At 61.0% G+C, this 15,644-nt stretch carries 11 protein-coding genes and 1 pseudogene; 8 read left to right on the top strand and 4 right to left on the bottom strand.

From position 1 onward, the window contains the following. The first annotated feature begins 190 nt into the window (after window positions 1-190). The 4 genes from DKB71_RS06225 (at window position 191) to DKB71_RS06210 (ending at window position 5,458) form a co-directional block, all read left to right on the top strand. Window positions 191-2,782, top strand: coding sequence for a glycosyltransferase (locus tag DKB71_RS06225; protein ID WP_408599884.1), 2,592 nt, complete (start codon window positions 191-193; stop codon window positions 2,780-2,782). Window positions 2,783-3,035: 253 nt separating this feature from the next. Next, a complete protein-coding gene (dapE, locus tag DKB71_RS06220; protein WP_323608748.1) occupies window positions 3,036-4,187 on the top strand; it encodes a succinyl-diaminopimelate desuccinylase in 1,152 nt (383 codons plus the stop codon). After that, window positions 4,187-4,996 carry a putative RNA methyltransferase gene (locus tag DKB71_RS06215; RefSeq protein ID WP_408599883.1) on the top strand — a complete coding sequence of 270 codons (810 nt, stop codon included), beginning with the start codon at window positions 4,187-4,189 and terminating at the stop codon, window positions 4,994-4,996. Before dapE ends, DKB71_RS06215 begins: the two co-directional genes overlap by 1 nt. Window positions 4,997-5,080: 84 nt before the next feature. Then, complete coding sequence (locus tag DKB71_RS06210) at window positions 5,081-5,458, top strand: hypothetical protein (protein WP_046816499.1); 378 nt, start codon at window positions 5,081-5,083, stop codon at window positions 5,456-5,458. 133 nt (window positions 5,459-5,591) lie between these two features. Here DKB71_RS06210 and DKB71_RS06205 read toward each other — a convergent pair whose 3' ends face one another. Continuing rightward, window positions 5,592-5,801, bottom strand: coding sequence for a cold-shock protein (locus DKB71_RS06205; protein ID WP_008035470.1), 210 nt, complete (start codon window positions 5,799-5,801; stop codon window positions 5,592-5,594). A 166-nt stretch (window positions 5,802-5,967) separates the two neighbouring features. Here DKB71_RS06205 and plsB point away from each other — a divergent pair, with 166 nt between their 5' ends. The 3 genes from plsB (at window position 5,968) to DKB71_RS06190 (ending at window position 9,763) form a co-directional block, all read left to right on the top strand. Beyond that, window positions 5,968-8,466, top strand: coding sequence for a glycerol-3-phosphate 1-O-acyltransferase PlsB (gene plsB, locus DKB71_RS06200; protein WP_323628180.1), 2,499 nt, complete (start codon window positions 5,968-5,970; stop codon window positions 8,464-8,466). Between the two features lie 138 nt (window positions 8,467-8,604). Then, window positions 8,605-8,970, top strand: coding sequence for a YbaY family lipoprotein (locus tag DKB71_RS06195; protein ID WP_408599882.1), 366 nt, complete (start codon window positions 8,605-8,607; stop codon window positions 8,968-8,970). A gap of 109 nt (window positions 8,971-9,079) precedes the next feature. Continuing rightward, on the top strand, window positions 9,080-9,763 hold the full coding sequence (locus DKB71_RS06190) for a DUF4197 domain-containing protein (protein WP_274077181.1): 684 nt from the start codon (window positions 9,080-9,082) through the stop codon (window positions 9,761-9,763). A gap of 61 nt (window positions 9,764-9,824) precedes the next feature. Here the strand turns inward: DKB71_RS06190 and DKB71_RS06185 are convergent. The 3 genes and pseudogenes from DKB71_RS06185 to DKB71_RS06175 all read right to left on the bottom strand — a co-directional run. Then, window positions 9,825-10,367 (bottom strand): annotated as a pseudogene (locus tag DKB71_RS06185) (Fic family protein); the annotation flags it as partial. A gap of 314 nt (window positions 10,368-10,681) precedes the next feature. Then, on the bottom strand, window positions 10,682-13,747 hold the full coding sequence (locus DKB71_RS06180; RefSeq protein WP_274077182.1) for an efflux RND transporter permease subunit: 3,066 nt from the start codon (window positions 13,745-13,747) through the stop codon (window positions 10,682-10,684). A gap of 6 nt (window positions 13,748-13,753) precedes the next feature. Continuing rightward, entirely contained in the window at window positions 13,754-14,854 is a 1,101-nt protein-coding gene (locus DKB71_RS06175; protein ID WP_323608743.1) for an efflux RND transporter periplasmic adaptor subunit, read from the bottom strand. A gap of 93 nt (window positions 14,855-14,947) precedes the next feature. Here DKB71_RS06175 and DKB71_RS06170 point away from each other — a divergent pair, with 93 nt between their 5' ends. Beyond that, the gene (locus DKB71_RS06170) at window positions 14,948-15,586 is read left to right on the top strand and encodes a TetR/AcrR family transcriptional regulator (protein WP_408599880.1); all 639 of its coding nucleotides are present in this window, start codon (window positions 14,948-14,950) and stop codon (window positions 15,584-15,586) included. Window positions 15,587-15,644 lie beyond the last annotated feature (58 nt).

Raw genomic sequence — 15,644 nt, 5'->3', positions numbered from 1 at the left:
GGCATTATATGGCGATATGAAGACAAAATCAGTTACATGAAAAGCTGAAAGAACTTTAACGAAATCAAACTGCCCAATATCGGGTAATTCCCTGTCCGCTGTACGTTCAGAGAATGCCCAGTGTAGGATGCGCGCCCCTCGGCGGTCCGACCGTTCCTTCGTTCCACAGTCTTTGGAACCCGAAATAACTATGTCATCGCGTAAATTTGGACTCAACCTGGTGGTGGTGCTCGCCATCGCTGCCTTGTTTACCGGCTTCTGGGCGCTGATCAACCGCCCGGTGACCGCCCCCAACTGGCCCGAACAGATCTCCGGCTTCTCGTACTCACCTTTCCAGCAGGGTCAATTCCCGCAGAAAGAGCAGTACCCGACCGACGATCAAATGCGTCGTGACCTGGAGATCATGAGCAAGTTGACGGACAATATCCGTACTTACTCGGTCGACGGTACGCTGGAGAACATTCCCAAGCTGGCGGAAGAGTTTGGCCTGCGCGTGACCCTGGGGATCTGGATCAGCCCGGACCAGGAGCGCAACGAGCGCGAAATCACCCGCGCCATCGAAATCGCCAACACCTCACGCAGTGTGGTTCGCGTGGTGGTCGGTAACGAAGCGATCTTCCGCAAGGAAATCACCGCCCAGGAACTCAGCGTCATGCTCGACCGCGTCCGCGCTGCCGTGAAAGTGCCGGTGACCACGTCCGAACAGTGGCACGTCTGGGAAGAGCACCCGGAACTGGCCAAGCACGTCGACCTGATCGCCGCCCACGTGCTGCCGTACTGGGAATTCATCCCGATGGACAAGGCCGGGCAGTTCGTCCTCGACCGCGCCCGCGACCTGAAAAAGATGTTCCCGAAAAAACCGCTGCTGCTCTCCGAAGTGGGCTGGCCGAGCAACGGCCGCATGCGCGGGGGCGCCGATGCGTCGCCGGCAGACCAGGCGATCTACCTGCGAACCCTGGTCAACAAGCTCAACCGCCAGGGCTTCAACTACTTCGTGATCGAAGCCTTCGACCAGCCGTGGAAGGCCAGTGACGAAGGCTCGGTGGGTGCTTATTGGGGCGTGTTCAACGCCGCGCGCCAACAGAAATTCAACTTCGAAGGCCCGGTGGTCGCCATTCCGCAATGGCGCGTGCTGGCCGTGGGTTCGGTGGTGCTGGCCCTGCTGTCGTTGACCCTGTTGATGATCGACGGCTCGGCGTTGCGCCAGCGTGGCCGCACCTTCCTGACCTTTATCGCGTTCCTCTGCGGTTCGGTGCTGGTGTGGATCGGTTATGACTACAGCCTGCAATACAGCACCTGGTTCAGCCTGACCGTTGGGTTCCTGCTCGCCCTCGGTGCGCTCGGGGTGTTCATCGTGTTGCTGACCGAGGCCCATGAACTGGCCGAGGCCGTGTGGGTGCATAAGCGCCGACGCGAGTTCCTGCCGGTGGAAGGCGACTCCAGCTACCGTCCGAAAGTGTCGATCCACGTGCCGTGCTACAACGAGCCGCCGGAGATGGTCAAACAGACCCTCAACGCCTTGGCCAACCTCGACTATCCGGACTTCGAAGTCCTGATCATCGACAACAACACCAAGGACCCGGCGGTCTGGGAGCCGGTGCGCGACTACTGCGCAACCCTCGGCCCGCGCTTCAAGTTCTTCCACGTCGCGCCCCTGGCCGGTTTCAAGGGCGGCGCGCTGAACTACCTGATTCCGCACACCGCCAAGGATGCCGAAGTGATCGCGGTGATCGATTCCGATTATTGCGTGCACCCCAACTGGCTCAAGCACATGGTGCCGCACTTCGCCGATCCGAAGATCGCCGTGGTGCAGTCGCCGCAGGACTACCGCGACCAGAACGAAAGTACCTTCAAGAAGCTCTGCTACGCCGAGTACAAAGGTTTCTTCCACATCGGCATGGTCACCCGCAACGACCGTGACGCGATCATCCAGCACGGCACCATGACCATGACCCGCCGCTCGGTGCTCGAAGAATTGGGCTGGGCCGACTGGTGCATCTGTGAAGACGCCGAGTTGGGCCTGCGGGTGTTCGAAAAAGGCCTGTCGGCGGCGTATTACCACGACAGCTACGGCAAAGGCTTGATGCCTGATACCTTCATCGACTTCAAGAAACAACGTTTCCGCTGGGCCTACGGCGCGATCCAGATCATCAAGCGTCACACCCGCAGCCTGCTGCGCGGCAAGGACACCGAGCTGACGCGCGGCCAGCGCTACCACTTCCTCGCGGGCTGGCTGCCGTGGGTGGCCGATGGCATGAACATCTTCTTCACCGTCGGCGCATTGTTGTGGTCGGCGGCGATGATCATCGTGCCGCAACGGGTCGACCCGCCGCTGCTGATTTTCGCCATCCCGCCCCTGGCGCTGTTCGTGTTCAAGGTCGGCAAGATCATCTTCCTCTACCGTCGCGCGGTGGGCGTGAACCTCAAGGATGCCTTCTGCGCGGCGCTGGCCGGGCTGGCGTTGTCGCACACCATCGCCAAGGCGGTGTTGTACGGTTTCTTCACCAGCAGCATTCCGTTCTTCCGCACGCCGAAGAATGCCGATAACCACGGCTTCTGGGTGGCGATTTCCGAGGCCCGCGAAGAAGTGTTCATCATGTTGCTGTTGTGGGGCGCGGCCCTGGGGATCTACCTGGTGAACGGCATGCCGAGCAACGACATGCGCTTCTGGGTGACCATGTTGCTGGTGCAGTCGCTGCCGTACCTGGCCGCGCTGATCATGGCGTTCCTGTCTTCGCTGCCCAAGCCGTCGGTCGAGGCGCAAACGGCACCCGTGGTCTAAATAAGGCCGGATACACTAAACGGCGGCCAATGGTCGCCGTTTTGCTTTAAGATAACCGCCATTTTGCGGGGCTTGGCGTGATTACAGTCTCACTGGCCGTACTCAATACCTGTGGGAGCGGGCTTGCTCGCGAATGCGGTGTAACAATCAACATTTATGTTTTCTGACACACTGCATTCGCGAGCAAGTCGAAGCGTCGAACCGCCGCTCCCACATTAGCCCGGTGCCAATTTCAAGTTTTCCGGAGTTTTCCATGACGGCCCACGCCGACCTTTCGCCGACCCTTCAACTCGCCATCGACCTGATCCGCCGTCCGTCCGTGACCCCGGTCGACGCCGATTGCCAGAAGCAGATGATGCAGCGCCTGGGCGATGCCGGTTTTGCCCTGGAACCGATGCGCATCGAAGATGTGGATAACTTCTGGGCCACCCACGGCAAACACGACGGCCCGGTGCTGTGCTTCGCCGGCCACACCGACGTGGTACCGACGGGCCCGGTAACGGCCTGGCAGATCGACCCGTTCAATGCGGTGATCGACGAGCACGGCATGCTCTGCGGCCGTGGCGCGGCGGACATGAAAGGCAGCCTGGCATCGATGACCGTGGCCGCCGAGCGTTTCGTCGCCGACTACCCGGATCACAAAGGCAAGGTCGCCTTCCTGATCACCAGTGATGAAGAAGGCCCGGCGCATCACGGCACCAAGGCAGTGGTTGAGCGCCTGGCTGCGCGCAAGGAGCGTCTGGACTGGTGCATCGTCGGCGAACCGTCGAGCACCACCCTGGTCGGTGACGTGGTCAAGAACGGCCGTCGCGGCTCACTCGGTGCCAAGCTGACCGTACGCGGTGTGCAGGGCCACGTGGCCTATCCGCACCTGGCGAAGAACCCGATCCACCTCGCCGCCCCGGCCCTCGCGGAATTGGCCGCCGAGCACTGGGACCACGGCAACGACTTCTTCCCGCCGACCAGTTTCCAGATTTCCAACGTCAACTCCGGCACCGGCGCGACCAACGTCATCCCGGGTGACCTGGTCGCCGTGTTCAACTTCCGCTTCTCCACCGAATCCACCGTCGAAGGCCTGCAAAAGCGCGTCGCCGACATCCTCGACAAGCACGGCCTGGACTGGCACATCGACTGGGCATTGTCCGGCCTGCCGTTCCTCACCGAGCCGGGCGCCCTGCTCGATGCGGTGTCGTCGAGCATCAAGGACATCACCGGTCGGGACACCAAGGCGTCCACCAGTGGGGGCACCTCCGACGGCCGCTTCATCGCGACCATGGGCACGCAAGTAGTCGAACTGGGGCCGGTCAACGCGACCATCCACCAGGTCAACGAGCGCGTACTGGCGGCTGACCTCGACGTGCTGACCGAGATTTACTACCAGACCCTGATCAAGTTGCTCGCCTGATGCTCGCGTGTCCGATCTGCAGCGAACCGCTGGGCGCGGTGGACAACGGCGTGGCCTGCCCCGCCGGGCATCGTTTCGACCGCGCGCGCCAGGGTTACCTGAACCTGTTGCCGGTGCAGCACAAGAACAGCCGCGACCCTGGGGATAACCAGGCGATGGTCGAAGCCCGCCGCGACTTCCTCAACGCCGGCCATTACGCGCCGGTGGCCAAGCGCCTGGCGCAGCTGGCTGCCGGCTACGCGCCACAGCGCTGGGTCGACATCGGCTGTGGCGAGGGTTACTACACCGCGCAGATCGCCGACGCCTTGCCGGTGGCCGACGGCTACGCCCTGGACATTTCCCGGGAAGCGGTCAAGCGTGCGTGCAAACGCAATCCCGGGCTCACCTGGTTGATCGCCAGCATGGCCCGCGTACCTCTGGCGTCGGGCAGCTGTCAGTTCCTCGCCAGCGTCTTCAGCCCGCTGGATTGGGACGAAGCCAAACGCCTGCTCAGCCCCGGCGGCGGCCTGATGAAAGTCGGACCGACCAGCGGCCACCTGATGGAATTACGCGAGCGGCTGTACGACGAAGTGCGCGAGTACATCGACGACAAGCACCTGGACCTGGTGCCCGAAGGCATGGCGCTGGCGCACAGTGAAACCCTGACCTTCAAACTGACGCTCACCAGCGGCCAGGACCGGGCGAACCTGCTGGCCATGACGCCCCACGGCTGGCGTGCGAGTGCCGAACGCCGGGCAGCGGTGATCGAGCAGGTCGAACCCTTCGAGGTCACCGTATCGATGCGCTACGATTATTTCGTACTTCAATAACTTCAAACATTTTTGGCCTTGGGCAACGGCCCGAGGCCGGCTAAATCCGCGAATGGATTTTTCAGACACGCAGTGAGGACATCCATGCGCCAACCCGATATCGAGATTTACCTGAAAGACGCCGACGTCGACCACAAGGCCATCTCGGCCTGGCTCGGCACGGCACTGGGCCCGTGCACCGACTGGGTACAGAAAGGCCAGACCTACAAGTGCAAGGCGGGCAATGTGCCGGTGACCTGGTTGCCCAAGGCCGTAGGAAAGTGGAACAGCCTGTACCTGGAAAGCGACCAGACGCCGTGGGACGACGACATCGCCTGCGCCCGCGCCGCGTTTGCCGCGCTGAACGTCGAAGTGCGCTGCGCACCGGGTAGCTGGGTCGAGGAAGAAGGTGAAGAGACGGCGGATCGCTGGATTCGCATCAGCGCCGATGGTGAAGAAGAGATCACCTGGAAAACCGCGTAAACGACGCCAAACACATGTGGGAGCGGGCTTGCTCGCGAATGCGGTGTGTCAGTCGCCATCAACGTTGACTGACACACCGCATTCGCGAGCAAGCCCGCTCCCACATTGGTTCTGGCTGATCTGAAGATCCGAGTTACAGACCTACGACATCCTCGGCCTGCAACCCCTTCTCGCCAGTCACCACCCCATACTCAACCTGCTGGCCTTCGGTCAGCGAACGATGCCCTTCGCCGCGAATCGCGCGGTAATGCACGAACACGTCCACCCCGTCCTCGCGTTGAATAAAGCCGTAGCCCTTGGCGTCGTTGAACCACTTCACGTTGCCGGTTTCGCGCGTAGCCATTTTCAGTACCCCCGTTGTTTTTATTTTGAGCGGCCGAGTATATGACAGGCACAGAAACTCTCAACTACAGATTGGTTGACCGCTTTTTTGCCGATTTTCGATGAATACGGCACACTATCGAGCGCCCGAGCAACCGCTCGGTTTTATTCACTCACGCAGAAGCCGTATGACCCGCTCCCCGTTCCGCCGTCTTGTGTTTGGCACCCTGCGCCGACTGTTGTACCTCTGGGTTCGCTCGGAGACGATCAACCAGTCGTCGTTCACCCTCAACCTCGACCGCAGTCGTCCGGTGTTCTACGTCCTGCAAAACCCTTCGCTGACCGACCTCGCCGTGGTCGACACCGAATGCACCAAGGCCGGCCTGCCGCGGCCGGTGTTGCCGGTATCGGTGGGCAACCTGCTGGAACCGGCCGCGTTCTTCTACCTGACCCCGGACCCGGACTGGCTCGGCCGCCAGGACAAGCGCGGTGCGCCGCCCACCCTGACCCGCCTGGTCAGCGCCTTGAGCCAGAACGCCGCCGAAGACGCGCAGATCATTCCGGTCAGCGTGTTCTGGGGCCAGTCGCCGGACAGCGAAAACAGTCCATGGAAACTGTTGTTCGCCGACAGCTGGGCGGTCACCGGGCGCCTGCGTCGCCTGCTCAGCATCATCGTGCTGGGACGCAAGACCCGCGTGCAGTTCTCCGCACCCATCCACCTGCGCGAACTGATCGAGCACAACAAGGGCCACGAGCGCACCGTGCGCATGGCCCAGCGCATCCTGCGGGTGCACTTCCGCAACCTGAAGGCCGCAGTGATCGGCCCGGACATTTCCCACCGACGCAACCTGGTCAAGGGCCTGGTCAACCAGCCCCTGGTCCGGCAAGCGATCCTCGACGAAGCCGAGCGCGAGAACATCTCGCCGGAGAAAGCCAAGGCCCAGGCCCTGCGCTATGGCAACGAGATCGCCTCGGACTACACCTACACCGCTATCCGTTTCCTGGAAGTGGTGCTGAGCTGGTTCTGGAACAAGATCTACGACGGCATCAAGGTCAACCACATCGAAGGCGTACAGAAGGTCGCCCAGGGTCACGAAGTGATCTACGTCCCGTGCCACCGCAGCCACATCGACTACCTGCTGCTGTCGTACCTGCTGTTTCGCAACGGCCTGACCCCGCCGCACATCGCCGCCGGTATCAACCTGAACATGCCGGTGATCGGCAGCCTGCTGCGCCGTGGCGGCGCGTTCTTCATGCGCCGCACGTTCAAGGGCAACCCGCTGTACACCTCGGTGTTCAACGAATACCTGCATACCCTGTTCACCAAGGGCTTCCCGGTGGAGTACTTCGTCGAGGGCGGCCGTTCGCGCACCGGGCGCATGCTGCAGCCGAAGACCGGGATGCTGGCGATCACCCTGCGCAGCTTCCTGCGCTCGTCGCGCATGCCCATCGTCTTCGTGCCGGTGTACATCGGTTACGAGCGCGTGCTGGAAGGCCGCACCTACCTTGGCGAGTTGCGTGGCGCGACCAAGAAGAAAGAATCGATCTTCGACATCTTCAAAGTCATCGGCGCCCTCAAGCAGCGCTTCGGTCAGGTCGCGGTGAACTTCGGTGAGCCGATCAAACTCGCGGAATTCCTCGACAGCGAACAGCCGGACTGGCGCAAGCAGGAACTGGGCCCGCAGTTCAAACCCGCCTGGCTCAACGAAACCACCAACCGCCTCGGTGAGAAAGTCGCACAGCACTTGAACGAAGCGGCGGCGATCAACCCGGTCAACCTGGTCGCGCTGGCGCTACTGTCCACCAGCCGCCTGGCCCTGGACGATCGCGCCATGGCGCGGGTGCTCGACCTGTACCTGGCGTTGTTGCGCAAAGTCCCGTACTCACCGCACACCACGTTGCCGGAAGGTGACGGCCGGGCGTTGATCGAGCATGTGAAGGACATGGACCTGCTCTCCGAGCAGAGCGATGCCTTGGGCAAGATTCTCTATCTGGACGAGCAGAACGCCGTCCTGATGACCTACTACCGCAACAACGTGCTGCACATCTTTGCGCTGCCGGCGCTGCTGGCGAGTTTCTTCCAGAGCGCGTCGCGCATGAGCCGCGAACAGATCCTGCGCTACACCCGTGCGCTGTACCCCTACCTGCAAGCAGAGTTGTTCATTCGCTGGTCGCTGGACGAGCTGGATGCGGTGATCGACCAGTGGCTGCAAGCCTTCGTCGAGCAAGGTCTGTTGCGCTTCGAGAACGACGTCTACCTGCGTCCGGCACCAAGTTCACGGCATTTCGTATTGCTGACGCTGCTGTCGAAAAGCATCGCCCAGACCTTGCAGCGCTTCTACATGACCGTCTCCCTGCTGCTCAACAGCGGCCAGAACAGCATCAGCGCCGAAGAACTGGAAGACCTGTGCACGGTCATGGCCCAGCGCCTGTCGATCCTGCATGGCCTGAACGCCCCGGAATTCTTCGACAAGAGCCTGTTCCGCCACTTCATCCAGACGATGCTCGACCTTGAAGTGCTCAAGCGCGACGAAGCCGGCAAGCTGAGCTACCACGAACTGCTCGGTGAACTGGCAGAAGGCGCGGCCAAGCGGGTATTGCCGGCGGAGATTCGCTTGTCGATCCGTCAGGTGGCGTTGCATCGCAGTGAAGATGCGGCGGATCAACCGCCACCCACCGCGCCCTGAAATTCCTGACGACCCTGAACATGGATGTTCAGGAAGATTCGTCGTGGATTTGCCGAATTCCCCTACAGGGGTTTGGCTAATCCAACCATATGCTTGGCACTCGTCATCTTCGACGAATCGTTGGATAAGGAAATCATGATGAACAACGAAAACACCAAGAGCATCAACGGTACCGTTCACTATCTGCAGAGGATCGGGCTCGCACCGAACTCGACACTTCAAGTCAGCCTGGAGGACGTCTCCCTGGCTGATGCACCGGCCAGGCAGCTCGCTGTCCAGGTTACCCGCAATGCTGAGACCGCCGGGTTGAGTTTCAATCTTGAGTACAGCACCGCGGATATTCAGCCAGGTCACACCTACGCAATCCGTGCACAAATCGAAAACGAAGGACGGCTCATCTTTATCAACACTGAACGCTACCCGGTAGAGTTGGGTGTCGACTATTTGCAGCCACTGGACATACGGGTCGACAACGTCGCCGCAACCGCGCAGCCGGATGCCTGATGTAATGCCAGATGCCTGGATCGGTTTGCGAGGCGATATTGCAGGCGAAATCCGTTAAATTGTCGTTGGCGCTGCTCTTCTTCAGGCGCCAATGACAAGGATCCGCTTCATGAAAAAAATCCGTTTTACCGCCCTGTGCGCAGGTTTGATGATCTCTGCCAGCGCTATGGCGCTGTCCCTCACTGACCTGTCGCAGAAAGACGCCACCGGCGGACTCAAGGACGCCCTGACCCAAGGCGCGCAACTGGCCGTGAAACAACTCGGCACCCCGGGCGGCTTCAGCAACAATCCGGACGTGAAGATCGAACTGCCGGGCAAACTGGGCAAGGTCGCCAGCAAAATGAAACAGTTCGGCATGGGTGATCAGGTCGATCAACTGGAAACCAGTATGAACAAAGCGGCGGAAACCGCCGTGACCCAGGCCCAGCCGATCCTCGTCGACGCGGTGAAGAAAATGTCCGTTGCAGACGCCAAGGGCATCCTCAGTGGCGGCAATGACTCAGCCACCCAGTACCTGAACAAGACCAGCCGCGAACAGATCCGCGCCAGGTTCCTGCCGATCGTCAAGCAAGCCACCGACCAGGTCGGCCTGGCCCAGCAGTACAACTCGTTCGCCGGTCAGGCCGCGACCATGGGCGTGATCGACGCGAAGAGTGCCAACGTCGAGAACTATGTGACCGAACAGGCGTTGAACGGCTTGTTCGAGATGATTGCCAAACAGGAAGAAACCATCCGCCAGAACCCGGCGGCTGCGGCGACCAGTTTGGCCAAGAAAGTATTCGGCACACTGTAACAACCACCTGTAGGAGCTGCCGCAGGCTGCGATCTCTTGATTTTGATTTAAAAAACAAGATCTAAAGATCGCAGCCTTCGGCAGCTCCTACCCGCTCAAAAAACCCGGACTCCGACAACCAACGATCGAAGCTCTCGGCATTAACCAGACTTTTCCTATAAGCCTCGGTAAAGCTGCTGACAGCACGCAGCACCACCCAACACTGGAAATCGATGAAGTACGTCAAGTCCAGGTCATCCGCTTCGCTATTGAGATAGGAGCGTCCGTATTTCACCGGCGCATTGCGTAGCAAGACGCTGATCGCGATGTAACGAAACGCCGAGAAATCATTCTTGAACATGAACCAGTAGAACAACGCCCGTGCGACGCGACCGTTGCCATCACGAAATGGATGCTCATAACCCAGCGCGAAATGCAGCGCGATACCCTTGATCAACGGGTGCAGGTAATCCGCCCGATGCGGATCGTCATGGGATTGATTGATCCACTTCGACAGCACCCGCAATCGAGCCGCGAGCCCCGCGGCGAGAGGCGGAACATGAACCGTATTGCCCTGGCCGTCCTGCACCACCACGTCATCGTTGACCCGCAGAACCCCCGGCGAGCAACAGGCTAGCGTACTGCGCTGTTCGGGCTTTCGGCGTTCCTTGTGTGGCGATTTTGTCAGCAAATCGAAAACCGGGTCTGACCTCCCCTTCAGCATGGGTGGCTTTTTCATTGATGCCGTCTCAGAACTCGTGAAACCGAATCTTGAGTACAACATCCGGGCCTCGGGCTCAATATCGGACGGTTCTGATATGGCTGTAGGAAGTTCCGCTGGCTCGGTTTGGCTGTCAGGCCGTCATCGCCGGCAAGCCAGCGCCTACAGCAGATCGGGTACAGCCGCGAGCAAAGGGTCGGCCCGAAGGCCGCCCAAGGTCAGATCGGCTCCTTTTTGACCCGGAACCAGGCCGCATACAATGCCGGCAGGAACAACAGCGTCAACGCCGTCGCCACAATCAAACCGCCCATGATCGCCACCGCCATCGGCCCGAAGAACACACTGCGCGACAGCGGTATCATCGCCAGCACAGCCGCCAGCGCGGTCAACACAATCGGCCGGAACCGCCGCACCGTGGCCTCGATGATCGCCTGCCAAGGCTTCAACCCGGCAGCGATGTCCTGTTCGATCTGATCCACCAGGATCACCGAGTTACGCATGATCATCCCCGACAGCGCGATGGTCCCTAGCATGGCGACAAAGCCGAACGGCTGGCGGAACACCATCAGGAACAGCGTCACTCCGATCAAGCCCAAGGGCGCCGTCAGGAACACCATTGCCGTGCGTGAGAAACTGCGCAACTGCAGCATCAGCAAGGTCAACACCACCACGATGAACAACGGCACGCCAGCCTTCACCGAGTTCTGCCCGCGTGCCGAGTCTTCCACGGTACCGCCGACATCCAGCAAGTAGCCGTCGGGCAGTTCAGCGCGGATCGGATCAAGTGTCGGCATGATCTGCTGCACCAAAGTCGCCGGTTGTTCCTTGCCATAGATATCGGCACGCACGGTGACGTTGGGCAGGCGATTGCGGTGCCAGATCACGCCTTCTTCAAAGCCGTATTCCAGGGTCGCAATCTGCGACAGGGCGACGCTGCGGCCATTGTCGGTCGGCACCGCCAGGCTTGGCAGCAGCGACAGCTCGGTGCGCTCGTGCAAGGTGCCGCGCAACAGGATCTCGATCAACTCGTTGTCTTCGCGGTACTGGCTGACGCTGGAACCGGTCAGCGAGCTCTGCAGGAACTTCGACAGGTTCGCCGTGCTCACCCCCAGGGCCCGCGCACGGTCCTGATCAATGTTCAGGTACACCACCTTGCTCGGCTCTTCCCAGTCCAGGTGGACGTTGACCACATGGGGGTTTTCGCGAACCTTGGCCGCGACTTTGCGGGCCAGTGCGCGGACTTCCTCGATGTGTTCACCGGTCACCCGGAACTGCACCGGATAGCCAACCGGCGGGCCGTTTTCCAGGCGCGTGACCCGCGAGCGCAAGGCCGGGAATTGTTCGTTGAGGGTGGTGATCAGCCAGGTGCGCAGGGGTTCGCGATCCTCGATGGTTTTCGCCAGGACGACAAACTGGGCGAAGCTCGCGGCGGGCAGCTGCTGATCCAACGGCAGGTAAAAACGCGGCGAACCGGTGCCGACGTAGGCCACGTAGTTGTCGATTCCGGCTTTGTCCTTGAGCAACGCTTCGAGGCGCTTGACCTCTTCGGCCGTATTGCTCAGGGATGCGCCTTCGGCCAGCTTCAGGTCGACCATCAACTCCAGACGGCCGGAGGCCGGGAAGAACTGTTGCGGCACGAAGCGGAACAGCACGATGGAGGCAATGAACAGCACCACGGTCGCGGTGATCACGGTTTTACGCCAGCGCACGCACCATTCCACCAGACGCCGAACGCGCTGATAAAACGGCGTAGCGTAAGGATCGGGTTGGCCGGCACCATGTTTGGCTGCATGAATTTTCGCCAGGTCCGGCAGGAGTTTTTCCCCCAAATACGGCACGAAGAGCACCGCCGCCACCCAGGATGCCAGCAGCGCAATGGTCACCACTTCGAAGATCGAACGGGTGTATTCGCCGGTGCCCGATTGCGCGGTGGCGATCGGCAGGAAACCGGCGGCGGTGATCAGCGTACCGGTGAGCATCGGGAAGGCGGTGCTGGTCCAGGCATAGCTCGCCGCCTTGATCCGATCGAAGCCCTGCTCCATTTTGATCGCCATCATTTCCACGGCGATGATGGCGTCGTCCACCAGCAAGCCCAGCGCCAGCACCAGTGCGCCGAGGGAAATCTTGTGCAGGCCGATCCCCAGGTAATACATGCAGGCGAACGTCATCGCCAGCACCAGCGGAATGGCCAGGGCCACCACCATGCCGGTGCGCACACCGAGGGAGAAGAAGCTCACCAGCAACACGATGGCCAGCGCTTCGACCAACACCTGGACGAACTCGCCGACCCCGGTTTTCACCGCGGCCGGTTGGTCGGAGACCTTGCGCAATTGCATGCCGGCCGGGAGATTCTTCTGGATACGGGCAAACTCGATTTCCAGGGCCTTGCCCAGCACCAGGATGTCACCACCGTCCTTCATCGCCACCGCCAGGCCGATGGCGTCTTCAGCCATGAAGCGCATACGCGGAGCCGGTGGATCGTTGAACCCGCGACGCACGTTCGCGACATCCGAGATGCGGAACGTCCGATCGCCGACGCGAATCGGGAAGTTCTTGATCTCCTCTACCGTCTGAAAATTCCCCGAGACCCGTAGCTGCAATCGCTCGCTGGTGGTTTCAAAGAACCCCGCGGTAGACACCGCATTCTGTTCTTCAAGGGCTTGTTGCACCGCCGCCAAGGGCAGCCCGAGGGTGGCGAGCTTGACGTTGGACAGCTCGATCCAGATCTTCTCGTCCTGCAAACCGAGCAGGTCGACCTTGCCTACATCCTTGACCCGCTGCAGCTGTATCTGGATGCGGTCGGCGTAGTCCTTGAGCACGGCGTAATCGAAACCCTCGCCGGTCAGCGCGTAGATATTGCCGAAGGTGGTGCCGAATTCATCGTTGAAGAACGGCCCCTGGATACCCGGCGGCAGGGTATGACGAATGTCGCTGACCTTCTTGCGCACCTGATACCAGAGTTCCGGGATATCCACCGAGTGCATGGAGTCACGGGCGATGAAGGTTACCTGGGATTCACCGGGGCGGGAGAACGACACGATGCGCTCGTACTCGCCGGTTTCCATCAGCTTCTTTTCAATGCGTTCGGTGACCTGGCGCGAGACTTCCTGCGCGGTCGCTCCCGGCCAGTTGGTGCGGATGACCATGGCCTTGAAGGTGAAGGGCGGGTCTTCGCTTTGACCCAGCTTGGTGTAGGACAGTGCGCCGACGATCGCCAGCAAGAGCATCAGGAACAGGACGATCTGGCGATTGCGCAGCGCCCAGGCGGAAAGATTGAAACCCATCGGGGATTACTCCTTGTCCGCCAGATTGACCACGCGGTTGGAGCGATCCACCGGGCGTACGGCCTGCCCGTCGAGAAGCACATGGACGCCGGCGGCCACCACCCAGTCGCTGGCATTGAGGCCTTCGAGCACCGGAACGGTTTTCTCACCGAAGGCGCCGACCCGCACCGGGGTCTTCTTCAAGGTGTTGTTGGCGCTGACGACCCAGACGTAGGTCACGCCGTTTTCCGCAGTCAGCGCCGACAGTGGCACCGACAACGCCACGGCTTCGGCCGTCTGCACGAAGACACGGGCGCTCTGGCCGAGTTCGGCCGGCACCTTGCCGGCATTGAAGGCGATACGTGCAGCGAAGGTGCGGGACTTGGGATCAGCGGCCGGCGACAGCTCGCGGATGTGTCCGGCGAAGCGTTGATCCGGTTGCGTCCACAACTCCACCGCCACCGGCTGGCCGACCTTGAAGCGGCCGAAACTTTGCTCCGGCAGGCTGATCAACACTTCACGCTCGCCATCGGTGGCCAAGGTGAACACCGTTTGCCCGGCCGCGACCACTTGCCCGACTTCCACCGCACGCTTGGCAACGATGCCATCCTGCGGCGCGCGCAATACCGCGTAACTGGCCTGGTTGGTCGAGACGTTGAATTCGGCCTTGATCTGTTTAAGGCGCGCTTCACCGGAGCGGTACAGGTTTTCGTGATTGTCGTACTGCGAGCGGCTGACCAGCTGGCGCTCCATCAGCGTTTTGTAGCGATCACGCTCGGCGCGCACCATGTTCAAATTGGCTTCGGCGGCCGCGACCTGGGCACGGGTGGCTTCCAGTTGCAGGCGCACGTCCTGGGGGTCGAGTTCTGCCAGTGGTTGATCGGCCTTGACCCGCTGCCCTTCGTCGACCAGTCGTCGGCTGACTTTGCCGCCAATGCGGAACGCCAGGTCCGGTTCAAAACGGGCGCGCACTTCACCGGGATAACTTTCCATCGCCTGGGCCGAAGGCTCTGGCTGGACCACCATGGCCGGGCGCACGCTGGCCACGGGCGCCTCCTCGTGACCACACGCGGTCAATAAGAACGCCAGGCTGACTGGCAACGCGAGGGGCAAGGCATAGCGGAACATGGTGAAGGACCTTTCGCCAATGGTGCTTGGAATAATTATACTGACGAGTATGTTATTAATAGCAAACTCACCAGTCCAGTAATAAAAGCGAATATGCCGAACAATCTTTCAGCACCCAATGGCCCGGGCCGCCCCAAGGATCTGGCCAAGCGCCAGGCGATCCTCGATGCAGCGAAAACGCTGTTTCTGACCAAGGGTTACGCCAACACCAGCATGGATGCCGTTGCAGCGCAGGCCGGGGTGTCGAAGCTGACGGTCTACAGCCACTTCAACGACAAGGAGACGCTGTTCTCCGCTGCCGTGGTGGCCAAGTGCGAGGAGCAATTGCCGTCGCTGTTCTTTGAATTGCCCGATGGCGTGGCAGTGGAAACGGTGCTGCTGAATATCGCCCGCGGCTTTCATCAGCTGATCAACAGCGACGAGTCGGTGAACCTGCACCGGCTGATCATGGCCCTGGGCAGCCAGGACCCGAAACTCTCGCTGATCTTCTTCGAGGCCGGGCCACAGCGCATGCTGCATGGCATGGAGCGGTTGCTGGCGCGGATCGACGAGAGTGGTGTGTTGAGTATCGATAAACCGCGCAACGCGGCGGAACACTTCTTCTGCCTGCTCAAGGGCGCGGCGAATTTCCGGTTGCTTTACGGTTGCGGCGAGCCGTTGACCGGCGATGCGGCGGAGAGCCATGTGCAGGAAGTGGTGGGGTTGTTCATGCGGGCTTATCGGCCTGAGTGAGCCTGATGGATTTGTAGTGATTGTGCCGGCGTATTCGCGAGCAAGCCCGCTCCCACAG

Origin of the sequence: Pseudomonas sp. PLMAX (genome assembly GCF_046042685.1) — a bacterium.
Taxonomy (GTDB): Bacteria; Pseudomonadota; Gammaproteobacteria; order Pseudomonadales; family Pseudomonadaceae; genus Aquipseudomonas; species Aquipseudomonas putida_AE.
The sequence above is the reverse complement of the archived record's forward strand: the minus strand, read 5'-3'. Positions and strand labels throughout refer to the sequence as shown.